Here is a 23,177-nt window from a genome sequence, read left to right as displayed (position 1 = left end):
CCCCACTTGTTTATAAGCAAGTGGGGCCTTGTTATGCAGCCACCAAATCCTCCGCAATCGCCTCCGCCTGCTGAATCACAAACTCAATCGCCTCTGCTTGCAAATCAGGCGGATATTTATAGCTTCTTAAAGCAATCCGAATCAGCGTCCGCATTTTGGCACGCACCGAATCTTTGTATTGCCAATCAATCGTTACCGATTTACGCAATTTGTCGGTGATGTCTTTGGCAAGTTTCATCAGCACCTCATCGCCCATTTCTCGTACCGCACTTTCGTTACGAACAAGGGCATCATAAAACGCCATTTCGGCAGGATTTAAGCCCAACTCTTCGCCCCGTTTTTGGCGTGCCTCAAACTCTTTGGCAAGGGAGATAAGCTCTTCGATGATTTCAAGTACCGATAAATTATGATTGTGGTATTGGTTCATCGCCTCTTTTAGGCGTTCTTCAAATTCCTTTTTGGTGGCAAGATTGACACCGCCTTTTTCTTTGAGTTCAGACGATAAAAACCGCTCCATCGCCAACAGCCATAAATCTTTGGTTGGGCTATTTTTAATGCTTTCTAAGAACTCATCAGACATCAGATTGATGTTGGGGCGGTCTTTTTTGAGTAAATCAAACAAATCTACCACGCCGTCTGAACTCACCGCTTTATTCATCAATAAGGCGAGTTGGAGTAGGCGGTCGTTGTCGCCTGTAGGCGTGCGTGTGGTGGTGCTGTTTTTGATGATGGTGGCTCGCACCGCATCATAAAACGCCAATTCCTGCTTATACGGCTCAACGTCTTTTAACGCACCGCACAAAGAAAAGCCTTTTTGGGCAAATCGCACCGCCTGCAAAAAAGCGTTTTTGCGTGGGGTTTTGTCTTGTTTGTCCGTATCATTATTTGGATTGACACGGTCTAACGCCAAAATGTGGTTGGCAGATGTCAAAATGGCGGTGAGCAGTTTTGGCGGTTCGGTGATTTTTAAAATCGCATTCACATCAACCGTTTTGCCGTCCACAGGTGTGGCAAATTGCCCACGAATGACCGTGATGTATTCCACCAGTTTATCCACCACCGCCCCAATGTCTCGCACTTGCTGGGTTTTACCGCTGGCGTTGGTGTACTGTTTGATTGCCTTTTCTAGCTCGTCAGTCAAGCCAACATAATCCACAATCAAACCACCATTTTCTGTGCTTTTGTTGCGAAACACACGGTTTACCCTTGCAATCGCCTGCATCAGATTATGACCGCTCATCGGCTTGTCTATGTACATTGTGTTACAGCACGGAGCATCAAAGCCTGTCAGCCACATATCACGCACAATCACGATTTTGAGCGGGTCGTCTGGGTCTTTAAAGCGTTTTTCTAGGGTCTTTTTGTCTTGGTTGTGGCGTTGCCACTCGGCAGGGTCGCTTGCTGTGCTGGTCATCACGATTTTTACCGCCCCTTTTTGCACATCGTCAGAATGCCAATCAGGACGCAAGGCGATGAGTTTGTCATACAATTTGACGCAAATCTCACGGCTCATCACCACAACCATCGCCTTGCCGTCTTGTTGCTCGGTGCGTTTTTCATAGTGGCTCACGATGTCTTCTGCCATTTGTTGTAAGCGACTGTCCACGCCGTGCAATTTTTCACGCAAGCGAAAGGTTGGGCTGTCTTCATCAAGCAACGCTTCGGCTTCTTGCACCGCATTGGCGAACTCGCTACTTTCGCCCAAGCTGATTTGGCGTGGCTCATAAATAATCGGCACGGTCGCACCGTCCGCCACTGCATCTTCAAAATCATAAATCGACACATATTTACCAAAGACTTCCTGCGTGTCCTTATCATCTAAGGCAATGGGCGTGCCAGTAAAGCCGATAAAAGACGCATTAGGCAAAGCACTTCTTAAATGCTTGGCATAGCCTTCTTTATATTGCCCTTTGTGGTCGATTTTTTGTTTAAAGCCGTATTGGGAGCGGTGGGCTTCATCGGTGATGACGATGATATTTTCTCGCTCGTTTAGGGTAGGGTGGGCAAGCTCACCGTCCAACAAGCCAAATTTTTGAATGGTGGTAAAAATCACCCCGCCTGCCGAACGGCTCGCCAATGCTTGACGCAGTTCGTCTCGTCCGTCTGCCTGAATGGGTGTTTGTTTGAGCAAATCTTTACCGCCACAAAAAGTCGCATACAGCTGACCGTCCAAATCGTTGCGGTCGGTAACGATAACAAGCGTTGGGTTTTTCAGCTCGGCACGGCTTAACACTTTGCCTGCATAAAACAGCATTGATAACGACTTGCCAGAGCCTTGCGTATGCCAAAACACGCCCACCTTGCGGTCGCCATTTTTGGCGGTGGCGTGCAAAGTGCAATCCACCGCTTCATTCACGCCATAAAACTGATGATACGCCCCAATCTTTTTAATCACACGGTTTTTGCTGTCTTTTTCATACACCACAAAATTTTGCACATAATCAAGCAAATCCTTAGGGGTCATTATCCCTGTGGTGAGACCTTCTAGTTCATTTTCAAAGGCAATCTGTCGGCTTTGGTCTTTTTCATCAATCACACGCCAAGGGGTAAAACGGTTAAAATCCGCCGTCAATGAGCCAATGCGAGCCACCACACCGTCTGAAATCACAAGGGCTTGATTAAACACGAACAAATCGCCAATTTCATCTTTATAAGTCTGCAACTGGGCGTATGCCTTGCCAATGTCGGCATTTTCTTTGAATGGATTTTTGAGTTCAAACACCACGAGCGGTAAGCCGTTTACATAGCCAATCACATCAGGAATCCGCTTGCCCTTGGTACCGTGAATGTCTAGCTGATTGACCACGCAAAAATCATTATTGGACGGTGTTTGAAAATCAATCAATCGCACCACGTCCGCCCGTTCTTCGCCGTCTTGTTGATAGGTGATTGACACGCCATTTTTTAGCCAGTCGTACGCCTGACGGTTACGTTCGGCAAGGTCGCCATTGTCGCTACGGCACACCAACCGCACCACGTTTTCAATTTCGTTGGCGGGTAGGTTGGGGTTGAGTTTGGCGATTGTCTGTGCCAATAGGGGCTTAAAAATCACATCAGATGTACGCTCTCGCCATTCGTGGGTATTGCCTGCCAAAATGGTTTTGCCGTACACATACCGCCAACCCAAAGATTGCAGGGTGTCGATGGCGTTTTGCTCGATGGTGTTTTCGTTGATGGTGAGCATACTTATCTGCCTTCTATTAATAACTCTAACAACGATTCTATGCATTCATCGTGATCATCGTTGTACCAAATAGGAAATATATTTGCTTTTGCCAGTTCTTGTTGTCTTGCTATTCTTTCTGAATCTGACATTTCCCCGACTGATAAAAAAGCATAATGCCTAGCTAAATTATCACTACCTTTTTCACAAACTATTTCTTGTAAAGTCTTAATTGTTCTATCGGTAGATAGACTACAACCTAAGAACAAAATAGATTTTGAAAATAATTGGGAAATGCAATTTGAAATTGTATTATTTTCACCATAATGTCTATTGTATTCGTTGGTTGTTAAAATCCTTTTGTTTCTGCTGGTATGTGAGCCATGCAGTTGCAAAAGAATCCTTTGACCAGAACTTAATAAACGAGGGAATTCTGTCGCATCAAGCCCTATGAGATAATGTGCAAAGCTACTTCCATTATTTTCATAGATTATTTTTAACAAACAATCATAATTTGTTGTAACAATAGATGTGTTTGGGAAAAATTCAGGCATTCTCTGAATAACACCATCAATATCATCTATATTAAAATTATTACCATAGGTATTATCTAATTGTTCTTGTAGATAAGTGGAAGAATCATCATCTAGCATTTGTGCTGCTTCTTCAAATTCGCCATTGTTTAGCAACTGGATAAAGGCATAAAAACTTGTTAAAGTTTCTTTTTGGACATTCTCCAAAAAGGTTCTCCAAGCGGGCAAACCAGTGGGTATTGATAGTCCTGCACCGATAAAAGGAATAATTTGATTTTGTTTAAAAATACTTTTTAATTTATTAAAACGAACTTTATTATTATAAAGTTCTAATAACTCTTCTCCTTTTTCTAACTTTCTTGATTTGTAATCATTTAACCATTCATTAAAAACATCATCGTATGCTGGTTTATCTAAGGTTGATAAAATCTGATCTCTTTCGAATTGAATACCTCTGATATCAATAATGCCTTCATCATTAAGCTCATTGATAAATTTTCTTTCTAAGTATGAGTTACTCATTTAGTAGCTCCCCACTTAATAATTTTGGCAAGAGTTCATCTCGGATTTTGACTAATTTTCTATTTTCTTCTCTGAGAAAATCAATTTTTTGATGAAACGAACTGACAATATTAGAGAAATGCTGGCATAAAACTTCATCATCAGGAACAATAATTTCTTTAATAATAAATTCCATATAATGCCGTCTGTATTCTTGAAATTTTTGCTTGTCTTTTATTGCCCAATAAACCCAATAAGTTGGCAAATTAAGACCTTTTAAAGCGATAACATTTTGATAAATTGAAAAAGGCTTGGTTGAAATTTGTGTAATACAGGTATGGTCGCCAAATATAAAAATGGGTTCTTTTAAGGTTGCTTTTTGACTTGGATTTTCATCAGTATATCCCATCAAAATATTTGCACCTTGTTCAAAAACAGGCGTTTCTCCAGTATCAGAAATATGTTCTTTTTTGAGTTTTTGTGAATTTTTTAATCTTTCTACAACTTCCCCAATCTTTTTAACTTCCCACCCCTTCGGCACTTCGCCAAATTCTGCATTTTCCACCAATTCACAAGGGAAATGCTCCGCCAATTGCCATAATTCATCATAATCTTGGGGATTGTCGGCTTGCAGTTGGGCAAGTTCATCAAGCGATTTTCCGCTAATCACGCCCATTGCTGATAAATTAGCGTCCGCCATACTACAGCCATTTGCCAAACAATCGGCTTTGGCACGCACAGGGTCAAAATCCACAAACCAGCTTTTAAAAATCGCTTGGGCGATTTGTTCTAGGGTTTGGTTGGTTTGTTGGTTTAGGTGGATTTTTTGGGATAATGAATCTAATATCTTTATGATTTTTAATTGTGTATCAATAGATGGAATGTTAATTTCCAATGACTTTAATCCAACTATAGTTAAGGCTTTTTGTGTTGAACCTATACTAATTTTTTCAATTTGTTTTTTGCCAACATTTGAGGAAATCCAATAAAATAAAAATTTAGAATTCAATTTATTGCTAAAATTTCTAAACCAAGTTAGATTTCCATCTTTAAAGTAGAATTTATCCGTATTCTTAACTAGATAAGGAATTCCCAGCGTTCCAACAGATGTAAGTAACATATCCCCTTGTTCGGGAGTGCCAAATTTATTTCTTATTTCTATATACTTTTCTTTAGAGATAAATAACTCAGTACTTATGCTGTTACCTTTATTTAATTCAATTATTTCTTTTGACCTAAAAAAAGAAATGCCAGAAGGTGTATAATCTGAACGCATAATCCGTTTACTTGATGTAATTTCAACCAATTCCCCCAACTTATAAACTTTCCAATCACTCATACCCCAACCCCTTTAAATTCGCCTGAATTTGTGCTTGTAATGCTTGCCCTTGTTGAAATTGCTCATTTAATAAAGCGGTTAAATTTTGCATTTTTTCAGCAAAAGGCACGCCGTCATCTTCGGTTTCTTCTGCTCCCACATATCGCCCTGCGGTGAGTACAAAATCATTGTTGGCGATTTCGTCCAGACTTGCCGAATAGCAAAAGGCAGGGATATTTTGGTAGTCTTGCTCTTTTTGCCAGTTGTGGTAGGTGGTGGCGATTTTGGCGATGTCATCGGCAGTAAAATCACGCAAGACACGGTCTTTCATATAGCCGATGTTGCGTGCGTCTATAAATAGCACTTCGCCTTTTTTGGCTTTGGCTTTATTCAAAATCCAAATACAGGCAGGGATTTGGGTGTTAGTAAATAGCTGATTGGGCAGGGCAATCATACATTCCACAAGGTCGGCTTGGACGATGTTTTGGCGGATTGTCCCTTCGTTATTGGTTTGGCTAGACATTGAGCCGTTGGCGAGCAATAACGCCATTTTACCTTTGGGCGATAGGTGGTAGAGCATATGTTGTAACCACGCAAAGTTGGCGTTGCCTTGTGGGGGCGTGCCGTATGCCCAGCGTGGGTCGCTTGCCAGACTTTCGCTCCACCATTCTTTCATATTAAAGGGCGGATTTGCCATCACCACGTCCATTTTTTTATCAATGTGCAAAGGATTGACGAGCGTGTCTTCGGGCTTGTCGCCAAAATCAAAAGGAATGCCACGAATCGCCATATTCATCACGGCAAGTTTGCGAGTGGTGGGGTTGGATTCTTGCCCATAAACGGAGATGGCGTTGCGGTTGCCTGCGTGGGCTTGGATAAAGCGGTCGGCTTGCACAAAGAATCCGCCACTACCCATTGCGGGGTCGTAAATCCGCCCTGAATAGGGTTCAAGCATTTCTACAATGAGCGTTACGATGGATTTTGGCGTGAAATATTGACCGCCTTTTTTGCCTTCAGCTAGGGCAAACTGCCCCAAAAAGTACTCATAAACGTGTCCTAAGATGTCTTTGGCTTGCAAATGCACAGGTTCGCCGTTGTACATTGGGCGGGTAAAATCGGTGCGTGAGAATAAGTCAATCAAGCCACGGAGCATTTCATCAGGCACGCCAAAAGTGGCAATGCGTTGCAATACGCCTTTGAGTTTGGGGTTTTCTTGTTCGATGGCTTCAAAGGCGTCATCAATCAGACGGCTGACACCTTTAAACGTACCGCCCCAAGGCAGATTGTCGCCAATGTTTAATTTACTGACTTCTTTTAGGTTGTCCTAGCGGGCTTGGGTAGGCACCCAAAAGATGTTTTCGGCGGTGTAATAATCCCGTTCTTCTAGTTCGGCAGACAGGATTTGTTCAAATTCGCTTGGCTCAAACAGAGATGGGTCAAGATAAATATCACTCTCGGGGTTGGCGATATTGGCTTTTAATTTGCCTTGAAAATCGGTGAACGTGTCGGAGATGTATTTTAAAAAGATAAAACCGAGAACGATGTGTTTATAGTTGGCAGCATCTAGGTTTTTGCGTAGGGTGTCGGCGGCTTTCCATAGGCTTTGGTCAAGTTCGTTTAGAAAGGCTTGGTTGTTGGTGTTGGGCATCATAATATTCCTTATGAACAATTGGTTTGATTATAGCATTTTAGGAATTATTTTAGAAAGAAGACCTTTTAAGTTATCATGAAAAATGATACCCACCCATAACCATTCTCAATTTCCCTTAATATCTAAAACCTTGTATAATATCCTTTTCAAACAAAACCATTAGGACAGCTCATTCCCTAATGGTTTATTTTATTTGCCAAACCGATGAAACCGACTGTTAAATACCCCATTTTAAAACACCTTCTAAAACTTACCCTTGCCATCTTTGGCATACTCACCCTTATCATCACTGTTTTAGGTATAATGCTCTATCACAATTTGGGTGATTTGCCTGATGAAAGCCGTTTTGCTCATTTGCCTTATTATCAAAATGGGCAATTTGTGAACCTTTATACCGATGATTTACCCTATTACCCCGAAAAAGCCACAGGGCAAGGCGGTTTTGTACGTTATGACGGTTATACCCCAAATGGGCGGTTGCCGATGGTGAATTTACATAAAAGTGATTTTGGTCAGCCTGAGAACTTTGCTTATTATTGGCTAGGACACGCCTCTGCGATTTTGGAGTTGGACGGTCAGCGGTTTTTGATCGATCCGGTGTTTGACAACGCCAATCCGCTCAATTTGCCGTTAATCGCACCCCGTTTTCAGGAAGCACCGATAGGTCGCAAAGATCTGCCACAGATTGATGTTGTGCTGATTTCCCACGATCACTATGATCATTTAGAAGCAACTACCATTCGCTATTTGGCGGATAAGGCAAAGCGTTTTATTGCCCCGCTGGGCGTGGGGGCAAGGCTACAATCGTGGGGCGTGTCGCCTGATAAAATCACCGAGTTAGGCTGGGGTGATAACACGATGATCGGCACAATTCAACTCACCGCCGAACCCACTCAGCACTATTCATCACGCTGGACGAATGACCGCAACAAAACGCTATGGGCGTCTTTTGTGTTTGAAGGATCTAAACGGCTGTATTGGAGTGGCGATACCGGTTATGCCCCACATTTTGCTGACATTGGTAAAAAATATGGTGAATTTGACCTTGCTTTTATGGAGATTGACGCTGCCAACGCAGGTTGGCCTAAAACCCATATGTTTGCTCATCAATCAGTACAAGCAAGCCTTGATTTGAATGCTAAAAAGATGGTTCCTATCCATTGGGGTGTATTTAGTTTAGGGCGTAATCCTTGGTATGAATCTATTGATAATGCAGTAAAAAGTGCAAATGAACATAATCTTGCAATTGATATTCTCAAAATGGGCGAAAAATACCAAGATGGCTTTGAAAATAATGCTTGGTGGCAAGATGAGGCATTAAGACAAAAGTAAATATTTGATAGGATAAATTTATGCAACAACTTGAAAACTACCGCTGTTTCAATGGTGAACAGCAAGTTTGGCAACATTCATCAGCAACGCTAAATTGCGAAATGAAATTCGCCATTTATCTGCCCGACACCATCAAAACGCAAAAATTGCCTGTGCTTTATTGGCTTTCAGGCTTAACTTGTACCGAGCAGAATTTCATTACTAAATCAGGCTTTCAGCGCTATGCCGATGAGCATAATCTGATTGTGGTTGCCCCTGATACTAGCCCTCGTGGAGAAAATGTAGCGAATGACGATGCCTATGATTTAGGGCAAGGTGCGGGGTTTTATCTGAATGCAACCCAATCCCCTTGGGCGGAACATTACCAAATATATGATTATATTGTGGATGAATTGCCGAAACTCATTCACGCCCATTTCCCAACCAATGGCAAGCAGTCGATTTTCGGGCATTCAATGGGCGGACACGGTGCATTAACCATTGCTTTTAAAAATCCCGAGCAATATCAAAGCATTTCTGCTTTTGCTCCGATTGTTGCCCCAACCCAAGTACCTTGGGGGCAAAAAGCCTTTTTTGCCTATTTAGGTGAAAATCAGACCGCTTGGCAAGATTACGACAGTGTGGCTTTGTTAGAAAAATATCGTCCAAACTTGCCGATTTTAATCGACCAGGGGAGTAAAGACAGCTTTTTGGAAGAGCAGTTAAAACCTGAAATTTTCTGTCAAACAGCAGATAAACTTGGTATAGCTTATCAATTCAATTTGCGAGAAGGCTATGATCACAGTTACTATTTCATCAGTAGTTTTATTGGCGAGCATATAGCTTTCCACTCACAATATTTGAAATAGCTAGTGAAAAGGCTCAAAACCTTAAATAGAGTTTTGAGCCTTTTTATATCAGTATAGGTATATTTAAAGTGAATTATAAATAACGTTTGCTGATTACTTTTAAATTGTCATCTAGTTCATACACTAAAGGCTGACCTGTTGGGATTTCTAAATCCATAATGTCAGCGTCTGAAATGCCTTCAATGTGTTTTGCTAAAGCACGTAATGAGTTACCGTGTGCAGTAACTAAAACACGTTTACCAGAGATTAATGCAGGGGCAATTTGATCTTCCCAGAACGGTAATACACGCTCTAAAGTGATTTTTAAGTTTTCTGCATTAGGAATTAAATCTTTTGGTAAGTTAGCATAACGACGGTCTTTATGTGCAGAGTTTGGATCTTGCGGATCTAAATCTGGAGGAGAAATATCATAAGAACGACGCCAAATGTGAACTTGCTCATCACCATATTTTTCAGCGGTTTCTTTTTTATCTAAACCTTGTAAAGCACCGTAGTGACGTTCGTTTAAACGCCAGTTTTTTACTTGTGGAATCCATAATTGGTCAGACTCTTCTAACACGATATTACAAGTTTTAATTGCACGAGTTAAAACAGATGTGAATGCAATATCAAACTCAAAGCCAGCTTCTTTTAATTTCTGACCTGCTGATTTTGCTTCTTCAATACCACGTTCTGTTAAATTAACATCACGCCAGCCTGTAAATAAATTTTTAGCATTCCATTCACTGAAACCGTGGCGGATAAATACTAATTGCATAATGACTCCTTAAGTTATGAGTTAAATTGAGGGATTTGAAATTATGCTATTTATAGCAAAATTCTACCTATTTTTAAATAGATAGTTAAATTCTTTCATTAAAAAGCTGATCTTAAGCAAATAACCGATTAGAATATAAGCTTATTGATGTTTTGAATAAAAGGTATATTGGTGAAACAACGTAATTCTTATTATTGGGCTTTATTATTAGGCGGTGTGCTTGGCATTTCTTCTGTGCCTTTTTCATATGCAAATAATTTAAATCAAATTCAGCAGAAAATTCAGCAACAAACATCAAAGATTAATGAGCAAAAACAAAAGCGTTCAGCTCTGCAAGCAACCTTAAAAACCCAAGAAATTGAGATGGGTAAGGTGCTTGATAGATTGCAAAAAACAGAAATGTCTTTAAGCGAGATCCGTCAAACAATTAAGAGAACAGAATCAGATATTGCTCGTCTTGAAAAACAAGAAAAGCAACAAAAAGAGAAATTAAAAGAGCAGTTAGATTCCGCTTATCGTTCCGGTGTGAATCCTTCGGTTTTAGAACGACTAATGTCTGAAAAAGCAAAAAATTCAGAAAGAATGACCGCTTATTACGAGCATATGAATAATATTCGAATTGACGCAATTCACGAAATTCGTAAAACACAAGCAGATTTAAGTGCCAGACGTGACGAATTAAAATCTCAGCAACAAAATCAACAGTCGCAATTAAATGAGCAAAAAAAGCAAGAAAGAGATTTAAAGAAAGTACAAAGCCAACGTGAAAGTACGTTACGTTCTATTGATAAAACCCTAGAAAAAGATGAAAGCCGTTTAGAGAATTTGCGTAATAACGAAATTGCTCTAAGGCAACAGCTTGAGAAAGCACAAAGAGAGGCTGCTCAGGCACAAAAACGTGAACAACAAGCTGCAAAATCAAGTCAGTCTAAAACCACAAAAGTGGATAATACACCGATTAGGGCTGGGCGATATACTATGCCAGTTTCGGGTAATGTGATTACCAAGTTTGGGAATAATTGGCACGGTGTAGTAATTGCTGCACCTGCTGGCACATCTGTAAAAGCGATGGCAAGTGGGCGGGTTATTATGTCTCAATGGTTAGCTGGTTATGGGCAGATGGTGGCGATCGATCACGGTAATGGCGATATTTCACTTTATGGTTATAATCAATCAATTTCTGTAAGCAAAGGAAGCCGAGTGAAAGGCGGACAAGTGATTGCAAAAGTTGGTAATTCAGGGGGGCAAAGTCGTCCTGCACTTTATTTCGGGGTAACTAGAAAAGGTACGCCAATAAACCCATTAACGTTGGTAAAATAGATGGTAAAAAAGATATGTAAGCGGTTATTTTTATTGATATTTTTGCAAATTTTTCTTCTTTTTTCACCGCTTGTTTATGCAGGAAAATTAGCAATCGTGATTGATGATATTGGGTATAAGGTAAAAGATGATAATGATATTTTTGCTTTGCCTAAAGAGGTAAGTGTTGCCATTATTCCTGTTGCACCTTATGCCAAAACGAGAGCAGCAGAAGCGTATTCACAAAAGCGAGATATACTGATTCACTTACCTATGGAGCCTAAATCAAAACAACCGATTGAAGCAGGTGGCATTAAAATAGGTGATAATGAAGAAAAAATTAGGAAACTTATTGAGGTCGCTCGTGGTCAAGTACCTTATGCGATAGGTTTGAATAACCATATGGGGAGTGGGGCAACATCAGATAGTTTCACAATGCTAAATTTAATGAAAGTATTGAAAGAAAACGGCCTCTTCTTTTTAGATAGTAAAACGATAGGTAGTAGTGTTGCTGCTAAAACGGCTCGTCAGCTAGGGGTTAATGCATTAGAACGTAATATTTTTTTAGATGATAGTGATAGACTTGAGGATGTTCAGCGACAATTTGCTTCAGCTATCACTTATGCACGAAGAAATGGGGTTGCTATTGTTATTGGTCACCCACGAAAAAATACTATTAGTGTGCTAAAACAACAATTAGCCCAACTCCCCAAAGATATAGAATTAGTCGGCATAGGTGCTTTATGGCGAAATGAAAAAGTGGTGCCAGAAAAACCATTTATTATGCTATTTGAGCAAGAACCAGCCCTAACCTCTGTACCACCTTATGAGAGCATTCCGCTTTTGCGTGGTATTCCAAAATAATAAAAAGGTCATCAATGAATACAAAACTGCATTTTTTAACGTTATGTTGTTTATCTGCCTTTGCCACTATGGCTCAAGCCGAAGAAACGAGTCGCCTTAGTGATGTTGATGGCGATAAAATAGCAGATTTAGAGCAAAAATTAACAGAGGAACCAGAAGAAGATAAGGTGGAGCCACTTGTTGATTTAGAAATAAAGGGTATTGATGATAAAGACGCTCAGAAAAATGTCAATTTATACTTAGCTCAACTTTCAAACGATTATGCAGATGGCTCAGAACGCCATAAATACCTTGTTGAAACAACGGCTGATAAAGCGTTAAGAGCATTAGGTTATTACAATACGCAATATCAATTTGTTCAACTTCCTCGCTCGGGCAAGAAGCCTTTGCTCGTATTAAATGCCCAGTTAGATAAAGAAACCGTAAAAATAGACGAAACGGATATTGTTTTACACGGCGATGCTAACTCGGATGAAACCTTTATACAGTTAGTTGAAAAAGCCCCTAAAAAAGGTTCTCGCCTTAACCATAAAACCTATGAAAATTTCAAAAGTGATATTGAAAGCATCGCATTTAGTAAAGGGTATTTTGATGGTACTTGGTTATATCATCGTTTAGAAGTTTATCCTTCCGATCATAAAGCGGATTGGCGGTTAGGCTACGATAGTGGCAGTCGTTATCACTATGGTGAAATTGGTTTTGATGGTAATCAAATTAAAGACGAATACTTACGTAATATATTAAAAATTGAATCTGGTGAACCTTATGTTGCAAATGATCTTTCTGTTTTGACTCAAGATTATTTATCAAGCAACTGGTTTTCTTCGGTAATGGTTGAGCCTCATTTAAATGAACAAGAAAAGCTAGTTGATCTAAATGTATTATTTCAACCAAAAAAGAAAAATGAGGTAGAAATCGGGCTTGGTTTTGAAACTGATGTTGGGCCTCGCTTGCAGTTAAATTGGAAAAAACCGTGGTTAAATGAACGAGGACACAGTATTGAGAGTAGAACCTATGTTTCTAAGCCCGAGCAGACGTTTGAATTTGGCTACAATATTCCGTTAAGACAAAATCCGCTACATTATTATTATCAAATTTCAGGTACGCTTGAAAATGAAGATCAAAATGATACAAAATCAACGGCGGCAACATTAGCTTTTCAACGCTTTTGGACCAGAGAAACCGGTTGGTCATTTTCGGCAGGGGTAAGGGCTCGTTATGATTCTTTTACTCAAGCAAATGATCGATATAAAACATTATTAATTTACCCTACCGCATCCTTAAACCGAACCCGAACAGATGGAAAACCTTATCCATTATGGGGGGATTCTCAAAAGCTTACCGTAAATTGGGGGGGTAAAGCGGTTGGATCAGATGTAAATTTTTATAGCTATAAAGTGTCTAGTTCTTGGGCAAGAACTTACTTTGATAACCACCGTTTTTATTTAAGAGCGGAACTCGGGTATATCAAAGCAAGTCAATTTGAGCGAATTCCTCCTTCTTTACGTTATTTTGCTGGTGGTGATATGAGCGTTCGAGGCTTTGGTTATAAAGATATTTCGCCTCGTAATCCTGAAAATGGGAAACGAGTCGGTGGCTCGCATTTAGCAACAGGTACAGTAGAATACCAATATCAAGTTTATCCTGATTGGTGGGCGGCAGTATTTTATGATACAGGCTTAGCGGCAAATAAATTTAAAGAGAAAGAACTACATTCTGGTACGGGGCTTGGTGTACGCTGGGCATCTCCGATTGGAGCCATTAAATTTGATGTTGCCACACCAATTCGCTCACCTGAGAGCAAGAAAGGTATTCAAGTTTATATTGGATTAGGCTCAGATCTTTAATTAAGTAACAAGTGGTAAATTTTTAGAAAAATATGACCGCTTGTATAATTTACATTGCTTTATTATTTGTACAATTATGATGAACGAAGAAAAAAAACAAACGACAGAAACAGAAATATCGTTAGAACAATCTGAACAGACAGAGAAGGCACCTAAAAAACAAAGAAAAACGGCTAAATTACGTGTTTTATGGTGTGGTTTAACTATTTTTTTGTTCACGCTATTATGTTTGATTTTATTTCTTTTTACAGGCTATGGGCAACGTAAAACGCTTGAATTAGTAGATAGATTTGTTGAACCACTACAAATTGGGCAAATAGAAGGGAGTATTCAAGAAGGTTTAACATTAACCGATGCTCAATTTATGATTGATGGTGTAAATGTACAGGTTGGAAAAGCAGAATTACATATAGGCTTTAATTGTTTGCTTGATTATGAAGTATGCTTGAATAACGTATCGCTAAAAGATACTTCTGTTGTGGTAGATACTACGCAATTCTCCCCAAGCGAAGAGAAAAAAGAAAGTGAACCATTTACCGAATTACGTTTACCGCTTGGTATTTCAGCTAAGAATATAGAGCTTGAGAATATTGATGTCAAAGTTGATGATATGGATATTCATCTTAATCATTTTCAAACCGCATTATCAGGCAAAGGGCGAACGATTACAATCAAGCCGACTACGCTAGACGGATTAGATCTTCTACTTGCTTTAAAATTAGAAGAAGAGGCTCAAGCGGTCGATTTTTCAGAAGAAAATGCAACATCAGAAACTTTAACACCAACTAATGCCCAAGATATTGCGGATAAAGTTGTAAAAGAAGCTGCAGTAAAAACTGGTGAGAAAGTGGCTGAGCGTTTTCAGGAATTACAAGGCAAAAATGTAGCACAAGCACAACAAGAAAATGATAAAGTTGATTGGGCGGCAATTCAAGCTCAATTAGAAAAACCATTCTTAGATAAACAATCTCGTATCAATTTACCGTTAGATCTTATTATTGAGAAAATTGATATTTCCAATGTAGCCCTCTCGCAAAAAGCAAAAGATGAGGCGGGTAATTTTATTGAGCCAATTTCGCTCTTAAATGTTGAATCATTACAATTTCAAGCTCAAGCAAAAGAACAGAAAGTGGAAGTAACACATTTAGATCTTAAAAGTGATCAAGGCGATTTAACGGCTACAGGTTCCTTATTATTAAAAGATGATTATCCACTAGAATGGCGATTAGAAGGCAATGAAGCCGTAAATGCGAATGTTAAGTTGCCATTCGATCACGCAAAGGCGACGCTTTCTGGCGAATTATATAATACAACAATGCTAACGCTAAAAACGGAAGGGGCGATTAATGCCGCTTTATCGGGGCAATTTGAGTTAGCGGAGCCTAAAATGCCGTTTGATCTCTCATTAGAAAGTGAGTCAATGAGCTATCCGTTTGCCCCTCAAAAAAATGAAGAGGTATTAAAGCTAGAAAATATTGATATTCAGCTAAAGGGTAATTTATTACAGTACAATACGAATATTAAAGTTAAAGCTCAGGGAATGGGCGTGCCTGCTAGCTCGGCAAACTTAGAAGGAAAAGGCGAGCTAACGCATTTTGAGTTTCAACAGCTAGAATTAAATACTCTCGAAGGTAAAGCAACACTAAGCGGATCTGTTGATTGGACAGAGGGGGTTGAATGGGATAGTCAGCTTACAGTAAATAATATCAATACGAAATCATTAGTGGCAGATTGGCCTGCAATCCTTTCAGGAACGTTAAATTCTAAAGGCTATGCGGGGCGAGGCGAATCGGGAACAGATTGGAAAGCTGATGTTTCAACTATTGATATTAACGGCTCTTTATTTCAAAAAAATCTCCAGCTAAAAGGAGAATTGACGGCGAATAATCAACAGCTTTTAAATGTTCCTGCATTATCACTTGTTTACGGCGAAAATAAAATTGATGTAAAAGGTATTTTAGGCGAAAAATCAGATTTTTATGCCGATATTAAGGCTCCAAATTTGCAAGGCCTTGTACCTAATTTAAAAGCCAATATTAATGGTAACGTAAAATTATCAGGTAAAGTTGTCGAACCAAACATTGATTTAGATTTAACCGCAGCTAATGTGAGTTACGATCAATTAAAACTACAGAATTTAACGGCAAAAGGTGTTATTACAACTGAAAAAAGTATTCAAGGTGATCTTGAATTAGGTCTTCGTCAATTCTCTTATAACGATATTAAAATTGATTCGGCAACCTTAATTGCAAAGGGAAATGAGGAAAACCATACCTTAAAACTGACTTCAAAAGGTAATCCGGTTGGGGCAGATTTGCAAATTTCTGGAAAATTTAACCGCTTGCAAGAAGTTTGGGAAGGGCAATTAAGCCAGGTTGCTATTCAATCTACCGACTTTGGTAAATTCCAAACAGATAAAGCAGTAAATGTGAAATATGATAATAAATCTATTAATGCAAATATTTCTGCACACTGTTGGCATAACCCTAAAATTAATTTGTGCTTCCCTTCTGCATTTAATGCAGGCGAAGAGGGGAAAGTTCCCTTTGATATTCGCAACTTTAATTTAGCTGTTTTACAACCCTATTTAGACAAAGATAGTCAAATTACAGGGATTGTGAATGCAAAAGGCGATGCGGCGTGGTTTAAAAACAAACAGCCGGAAGTGAATGTTGAATTGACCTCTAACTCGCTTAAATTTGTACAAAAAATGGAAGGAAGTAGAAACTTCCCATTAACCGTTTCGCCGTTAAAAATTCAATTAAAAATGGCAGATAATAATTTAACATTAAAATCTGATTTAAAGGTTGAAAATAATGGTAAGCTTTCCACAGATTTGGTAATGAGAGATCTAAATAATGCGAGAACCTTATCAGGCAATATCCATATAGATCAGCTAACATTACGACTAATTCGTCCTTTATTAGACAGAGGGGATTCTGTTGATGGAAATATCAATGCACGTTTAACGGTTGGTGGTTCTGTAACATCGCCTTTATTGAATGGGAATTTAAATTTAACTAACTTAAAAGTACGCTCAGTGACAATGCCATTTGATATTACTGGTGGTAATTTAGCAATGAATTTTCACGGAGCAACTTCAACCTTAACTGGCAGAGTTCAAACGAATAATCAAAGTGAACTGAAATTAGAGGGTGATGCCGATTGGCGAGATCTCAATGCGTGGAAAACAAGAGTTCACGCACAAGCAAATAGGTTTAGAGTGGATGTGCCAAATATAGCTAAAGTAGCTATTAGCCCAGATATTCAAGTGATAGCAACTCCAACACTATTAACATTAAGTGGTAATATTGATTTACCTTGGGCAAGAATCGAGGTGGAAGAATTACCCGAAAGTGCGGTAAGTGTGAGTGGTGATGAAGTGATTATGGACGGCTCAGCTAAGACAAAAGTGCCTTTTAATCAGCGAAATATTCCTGCTCAAACGTCAGGTGGAATGGCCATTAATGCGGATATAAAAATTAATATCGGTAATGATGTGAAGCTAAAAGCTTATGGCTTAAATAGTGATGTAAAAGGGTTACTTTCTGTACGACAAGGTAGGCAAGGCTTAGGGCTTTATGGGCAGGTACATTTAGAAAATGGCCGTTTTGCAGCATATGGGCAAGATCTCCTTATTCGTAAAGGTAATGTAAGTTTTGCAGGGTCGCCATCACAACCCACATTGGATATAGAAGCCATTAGAAACCCAGAAGCAATGGAAGATTCGACTATTACCGCTGGGGTTCGAGTAACAGGATTAGCCGATAATCCAAATGTTAAGGTTTTTTCTGATCCAGCAATGTCGCAAAATGAAGCACTTTCTTATATCTTAACCGGACGTTCACTTGAAACGAGTGGGGACGCAGGCTCAAGTAATGCGGTTGCTGCAGCCTTACTCAGTATGAGCTTGTCGAAAAGCAGTAAGCTAGTGGGAGATGTTGGTAGTACATTTGGATTAAAAGATCTTAGTGTAAGTACAGCAGGTATTGGCGATAATACAAAAGTTGAGGTTAGTGCAAGTCTTTCACCAAGATTTAGAGTGAAATATGGTGTCGGTATTTTTGCACCTTTAACTGAATTAACATTACGTTATAACTTAACTCCAAGACTTTATTTACAGTGGGTATCAAGTATTAATCAAGCGGTTGACTTAATGTACCGTTTTGAATTTGATGAATTATTCTAAAAGAGAATATAACAAATATTTTTAATACATAGAGGTGAAAAATGACAGAAGTATATAACTTTAGTGCAGGCCCAGCAATGATGCCTAAAGCCGTGTTAGAACAAGCACAAAAAGAATTACTAAATTGGCTAGACCAAGGCACGTCCGTAATGGAAGTTAGCCATCGTGGTAAATTATTTATGGAATTGGTTACGCAAGCCGAAGCCGATTTACGTAAGCTTTATAATATACCAGAGAATTACCACGTTTTATTTTTACAAGGCGGAGCAAGAGGACAATTCGCTGCAGTGCCAATGAATTTAAAGGGTAAAAAAGGAAAAGCACTTTATTTAAATTCAGGACATTGGTCTGCAACTGCCATAAAAGAAGCTCGTAATTTTATTGAAATTGATGAAATTAATATTTTAGATACTGAGCCACAACTAAAAGTGAATCGCTTAGATTTTAGCGATGTTGCAGATCAGTACGATTATGTTCATTACTGCACTAATGAAACGATTAGCGGTGTTGAAATTTTTGATATTCCAAATGTCGGCGATACCCCATTAATTGCAGATATGTCTTCTGATATTCTCTCTAGAGGAATTGATATTAGTAAATTTGGTATGATTTATGCAGGAGCCCAGAAAAATTTAGGCCCAGCAGGTATTACAATAGTGATTATTCATGATGATTTGCTTGGAAATGCACGCCAAGATACACCTTCTATTTGGAATTATGCTGTTCAACGTGATGCAGATTCTATGATTAATACTCCGCCAACATTTGCTTGGTATTTATGTTCATTGGTCTTTAAGCATCTATTAGCAGAAGGTGGAGTGAAAGCAACAGAAGAGAGAAACTTAGCAAAAGCAGCCTTATTATATGATTATTTAGATAGTTCTAAGTTCTACCACAATACCGTTGCAAAAGAAAATCGCTCTTTGATGAATGTTACTTTTACTACAGGGCAGGATGAGTTAAATGCAAAATTTGTTGCAGAAGCGACCGCTTGTGGCTTACAAGCCTTAAAAGGACATAAAGTTTTAGGTGGAATGCGAGCATCAATTTATAATGCAATGCCGATTGAAGGTGTACAAGCATTAATCAAATTTATGCAAGCCTTTGAACAACAAAACGCATAAAAACAAGCCCCAGCAAGTCTGGGGCTTTCTTTCGATGCTATTAAATAGCCGTTTTAAATAAATAGAGGTTATAACCAATATAAGCAGAAAATAATACAAGACCTTCTAAGCGATTAATTCGCCCGCCCTCAATTCTTCGTTTTATATTAATACCAAATAGGAATAATAAAAGGGTTAATCCTGACATTATCATAATATCACGAGAAAAAACTTCAGGTGCAACGCTCATTGGTTTAATAGCCCCGGCAATACCTACCACAGTTAATGTATTAAATAAGTTAGAACCAATAATATTTCCCAACGCTAAATCAACTTCGCCTTTTCGAGCTGCGGCAATAGATGATGCTAATTCGGGTAATGAGGTACCAATAGCAACAATGGTTAAGCCAATAACTAAGTCACTTACACCAAAGAATTTTGCTACTTCTATTGCTCCCCAAACGAGTAATTGTGAACTTGCCATTAACAGTAATAAGCCGATACCTAGCCACATTAATGATTTAGCTAAGCTCATTGGAGGGTGAGAATTTAATTCTGCATCAACATCAACCGCTAAAGCATCATTTTTATTACGCATTGCGATGGTAATAGTCCAACCCATATAAATAAAAAATACAGCAAGCAAAATGATAGCATCTAATCGAGTAACATCAGCATCGTAGAGTAAATATGCAGAAAGTAAAGTAACCGCTATTAGAATTGGAAATTCTTTTTTTAAGACTTCAGATGTTACTGTTAATGGTTTAATAATAGCAGTAAGGCCTAAAATAAGTGCAATATTAGTGATATTTGAACCATAGGCATTACCCAAGGCAATACCAGGTGAGCCACTTAAAGCCGAAGATGCCGAGACAATCATTTCAGGTGCGGAAGTACCAAAACCAATAACAATAATTCCGATTAATAGTGGTGCCATACCAAAATGACGAGCAGCTGAAGCTGCTCCATCTACAAATTTATCTGCACTCCAAACTAAAATGATTAAACCGCCAATAATGGCAGCTAAAGCAAAGGTCATAAATTATCCTTTTAAGAAAATTAGAGAGTATTTGAAGCCCTATATTATAGCGAGTCATAAAAAAATAAATATAGGCAAGCTCAAATAAATAGCCTATTATTTTGTAAATTTTTGGTGGTTAATGAATGATGAAAAATAGTGAAACTTTACAAAAGTGGTTGGCTGAATTTAATAAGCAAGAACATATCGCTTTTCAAACAGAAAATGTATTAGAACTCATTGCTAAACGTAGTCAATTTTATGATGAATTACTCTCTAAATTGTGGCAAGAATTTGGTTTATCGCAAAGAGAAGAGCTTGCCTTATTAGCAGTAGGTGGCTATGGGCGAAGAGAGATGTTCCCACTTTCTGATCTAGATATTCTGGTGTTGGTCAAAACACAATTAGACGACGAAACGCTCGAAATATTAAATACATTATTTAATTTACTTTGGGATAGCAAACTTCAATTAGGTGCGAGTATCCGTACGATTGAAGAGTGTATTGAAATAGGGAAAGCTGAAATTTCAGTTGCTACTAATATGTTTGAAGGACGTTTTTTATTAGGCAATCGAGATCTTTGGTTAAACCTTAAAGAAAAACTCTACCAACCTGACTTTTGGCATATTGAATCATTCTTTAAGGCGAAATTAGAAGAAAAAAATTTACGCTATGCTCGTTATCATAATACCAGTTATAACCTTGAACCTGATTTAAAACATAGTCCGGGCGGATTAAGAGATCTTAATTTGCTTTCTTGGATTATGCTTCGACACTATGGTGTTCATTCATTTTTAGAATTATTAAACCGAGATTTGCTTTATGCAGAAGAATATAATGAATTAATTGCTGCGCAAGCGGTACTTTTTCGTATGCGTTTTGCACTTCATCTACAGCTTAAACGTTACGATAACCGCCTAAGATTTGACAGACAATTACAGCTAAGTGAAATTTTAGGTTACCAAGGCGAAGGAAACTCTGCCGTTGAAATGATGATGCGAGATTATTTTCAAGCGACAAAATCTATTTCACAACTTAGCCAATTAATACTAAATAGTTTTGAGCAAACCTTTTTGGCTAATTTGCAAAAAACAGCAGAAAAACAACCGCTTGATCAGCATTTTTACCAGCAAAATCAAATGCTGGTAATTAATGATCCTAAAATATTCAAAAATGATCCAAGCACAATGTTGGACTTATTTTTCCATTTAACAAATTATCCAACCCTTGTTGCAAATGCCGACACCCTGCGTAATCTACGGTTATGCCTAAAACAACAAACGGAGCCTCTTTGCTATCAGCCAATTATGCGAGAAAAGTTTGTACAGCTATTTTCTCAGCCTAAAGTAATTCATCGGGCAATCATTCCTATGCATCAATTAGGTTTTTTAAAGGCTTATCTGCCACAATGGCAAGGCATTGAAGGATTAATGCAATTTGATTTATTCCATATTTATACGGTAGATGAGCATACTATTCGGGTAATGCAGAATTTAGAACATTTTACTGAAAGCCCTAAGAATGCTTTTTTTCCGCTATGTAATACATTATTTAATCAGTTAAAAGATAAACAGCTGCTTTATTTTGCCGCTCTTTTTCACGATATTGCTAAAGGTAGAGAAGGCGATCACGCAAAAGTGGGGGCGGAAGATATGCGAGAATTTGCACAGCTTCACCAATTTGCAACACCTCAAATAGATTATATGGTATATCTCGTTGAAGAACATTTAACAATGTCAATTACCGCACAAAGACGAGATATTCACGACCCCGAGGTTGTGAGTATTTTTGCAAAAAAAGTAAAAAATCAGACCGCTTTATCTGCACTACTTTGCTTAACCGTGGCAGATATTTGTGCCACTAGCGAAAGTTTATGGAATGATTGGAAACGCTCGCTATTTACCCAGCTTTATCAATTCACATTACAACAATTAAATGAAAGTTTAGATTATAAATCGGTGGCACAGGAACATCGTTTACAAGCATTGGAGCTAATGAAATTTGTGCTGTTAGCACCAGAAAGAAAAGTGCTAAATGATTTTTGGCAACCTTGCCCAGAAAGTTATTTTTTACGCAATAAGCCAACTCAATTAGTTTGGCACGCATTGAAATACGTAAAAAAACAAAAAGAGCCAATGGTTTTAGTGAGTAACGAATATGCACGAGGTGGAACGGAAATATTCATTTATTGTCAAGATCAAGCTCAGTTATTTGCTAAAATCGCACAAGTACTAAGTCGAAAAAAAATCAGTATCCACGATGCTCAAATTATAACAAGTGAAAACGGGTTTGTTTTTGATAGTTTTATTGTCACAGAAATTAATGGGACTAAGCTGACAACAGAACGCAGTGAACAAATTCAACAAGCATTAATAAAAATGCTAGAAGCAACACAAAAAACCGTTAAATTTGTAAAAAAACCGATTAAGCATTCATCATTTAAACGGAAGACAAGATTACGTTTTTTAGAAAATTCATCAGAGCAACAAACCGCATTTGAATTATTTACACTTGATAGAGAAGGCTTATTAGCCCAAATAGGCTATATTTTTAATCGACTCCATTTAAATTTAATTAATGCAAAAATTACAACTATTGGCGAAAGAGTAGAAGACTTCTTTGTTGTAAGCACATTAGAAGGAAGAGCATTATCAGAACAAGAGAAACAAATTTTAAAAGAGACTATAGTGATGGAGTTAGATAGTGAATAAAAAATACCCGCTTGCATTGAAAACAAGCGGGCATTTTTTTGAA

13 protein-coding genes and 1 pseudogene are annotated in these 23,177 nt (G+C 38.5%); 8 read left to right on the top strand and 6 right to left on the bottom strand.

Annotated features, from left to right (window positions below):
* Window positions 1-31 precede the first annotated feature (31 nt).
* The 4 genes and pseudogenes from PTQ27_RS00975 to PTQ27_RS00960 all read right to left on the bottom strand — a co-directional run bounded on the left by PTQ27_RS00975 (window position 32) and on the right by PTQ27_RS00960 (window position 7,166).
* Window positions 32-3,184 (bottom strand): type I restriction endonuclease subunit R, encoded by a 3,153-nt coding sequence (locus PTQ27_RS00975; RefSeq protein WP_273748474.1) that lies wholly within the window; start codon window positions 3,182-3,184, stop codon window positions 32-34.
* A gap of 2 nt (window positions 3,185-3,186) precedes the next feature.
* Window positions 3,187-4,218, bottom strand: a complete 1,032-nt coding sequence (locus tag PTQ27_RS00970; RefSeq protein ID WP_273748475.1) for an SIR2 family protein — start codon at window positions 4,216-4,218, stop codon at window positions 3,187-3,189.
* A complete protein-coding gene (locus tag PTQ27_RS00965; RefSeq protein ID WP_273748476.1) occupies window positions 4,211-5,536 on the bottom strand; it encodes a restriction endonuclease subunit S in 1,326 nt (441 codons plus the stop codon). The genes PTQ27_RS00970 and PTQ27_RS00965 overlap by 8 nt, the downstream gene beginning before the upstream one ends.
* Window positions 5,529-7,166, bottom strand: a pseudogene (locus PTQ27_RS00960) (class I SAM-dependent DNA methyltransferase). Before PTQ27_RS00960 ends, PTQ27_RS00965 begins: the two are co-directional and overlap by 8 nt.
* Before the next feature lie 204 nt (window positions 7,167-7,370).
* On the opposite strand from PTQ27_RS00960, the gene PTQ27_RS00955 reads away from it, so the two are divergent.
* Window positions 7,371-8,498, top strand: coding sequence for an MBL fold metallo-hydrolase (locus tag PTQ27_RS00955; RefSeq protein WP_273748477.1), 1,128 nt, complete (start codon window positions 7,371-7,373; stop codon window positions 8,496-8,498).
* Between the two features lie 20 nt (window positions 8,499-8,518).
* Window positions 8,519-9,346 carry an S-formylglutathione hydrolase gene (fghA, locus tag PTQ27_RS00950; RefSeq protein WP_273748478.1) on the top strand — a complete coding sequence of 276 codons (828 nt, stop codon included), beginning with the start codon at window positions 8,519-8,521 and terminating at the stop codon, window positions 9,344-9,346.
* A gap of 73 nt (window positions 9,347-9,419) precedes the next feature.
* Here the strand turns inward: fghA and PTQ27_RS00945 are convergent, their stop codons facing one another.
* Window positions 9,420-10,103 carry a 2,3-diphosphoglycerate-dependent phosphoglycerate mutase gene (locus PTQ27_RS00945; RefSeq protein ID WP_273748479.1) on the bottom strand — a complete coding sequence of 228 codons (684 nt, stop codon included), beginning with the start codon at window positions 10,101-10,103 and terminating at the stop codon, window positions 9,420-9,422.
* Window positions 10,104-10,319: 216 nt separating this feature from the next.
* Here PTQ27_RS00945 and PTQ27_RS00940 point away from each other — a divergent pair, with 216 nt between their 5' ends.
* The 5 genes from PTQ27_RS00940 (at window position 10,320) to serC (ending at window position 19,426) form a co-directional block, all read left to right on the top strand.
* Window positions 10,320-11,423 (top strand): peptidoglycan DD-metalloendopeptidase family protein, encoded by a 1,104-nt coding sequence (locus PTQ27_RS00940; protein WP_434802816.1) that lies wholly within the window; start codon window positions 10,320-10,322, stop codon window positions 11,421-11,423.
* Window positions 11,424-12,266 carry a divergent polysaccharide deacetylase family protein gene (locus PTQ27_RS00935; protein ID WP_273748480.1) on the top strand — a complete coding sequence of 281 codons (843 nt, stop codon included), beginning with the start codon at window positions 11,424-11,426 and terminating at the stop codon, window positions 12,264-12,266. It begins immediately after the preceding gene.
* A gap of 14 nt (window positions 12,267-12,280) precedes the next feature.
* Window positions 12,281-14,113 carry an autotransporter assembly complex protein TamA gene (tamA, locus tag PTQ27_RS00930; RefSeq protein ID WP_273748481.1) on the top strand — a complete coding sequence of 611 codons (1,833 nt, stop codon included), beginning with the start codon at window positions 12,281-12,283 and terminating at the stop codon, window positions 14,111-14,113.
* A 79-nt stretch (window positions 14,114-14,192) separates the two neighbouring features.
* The gene (gene tamB / locus PTQ27_RS00925) at window positions 14,193-18,302 is read left to right on the top strand and encodes an autotransporter assembly complex protein TamB (protein ID WP_273749042.1); all 4,110 of its coding nucleotides are present in this window, start codon (window positions 14,193-14,195) and stop codon (window positions 18,300-18,302) included.
* Between the two features lie 41 nt (window positions 18,303-18,343).
* Window positions 18,344-19,426, top strand: coding sequence for a 3-phosphoserine/phosphohydroxythreonine transaminase (serC, locus tag PTQ27_RS00920; RefSeq protein ID WP_273748482.1), 1,083 nt, complete (start codon window positions 18,344-18,346; stop codon window positions 19,424-19,426).
* 40 nt (window positions 19,427-19,466) lie between these two features.
* Here the strand turns inward: serC and PTQ27_RS00915 are convergent, their stop codons facing one another.
* On the bottom strand, window positions 19,467-20,444 hold the full coding sequence (locus tag PTQ27_RS00915; RefSeq protein ID WP_273748483.1) for a calcium/sodium antiporter: 978 nt from the start codon (window positions 20,442-20,444) through the stop codon (window positions 19,467-19,469).
* 125 nt (window positions 20,445-20,569) lie between these two features.
* Here PTQ27_RS00915 and glnD point away from each other — a divergent pair, with 125 nt between their 5' ends.
* Window positions 20,570-23,134 carry a bifunctional uridylyltransferase/uridylyl-removing protein GlnD gene (glnD, locus tag PTQ27_RS00910; protein ID WP_273748484.1) on the top strand — a complete coding sequence of 855 codons (2,565 nt, stop codon included), beginning with the start codon at window positions 20,570-20,572 and terminating at the stop codon, window positions 23,132-23,134.
* The last annotated feature ends 43 nt before the right edge of the window (window positions 23,135-23,177 follow it).

Origin of the sequence: Mannheimia cairinae (assembly GCF_028649535.1) — a bacterium.
GTDB classification, from domain to species: Bacteria; Pseudomonadota; Gammaproteobacteria; order Enterobacterales; family Pasteurellaceae; genus Mannheimia; species Mannheimia cairinae.
Note: the sequence above shows the minus strand (reverse complement) of the source record. Positions and strands in the feature narration are given on the sequence as shown.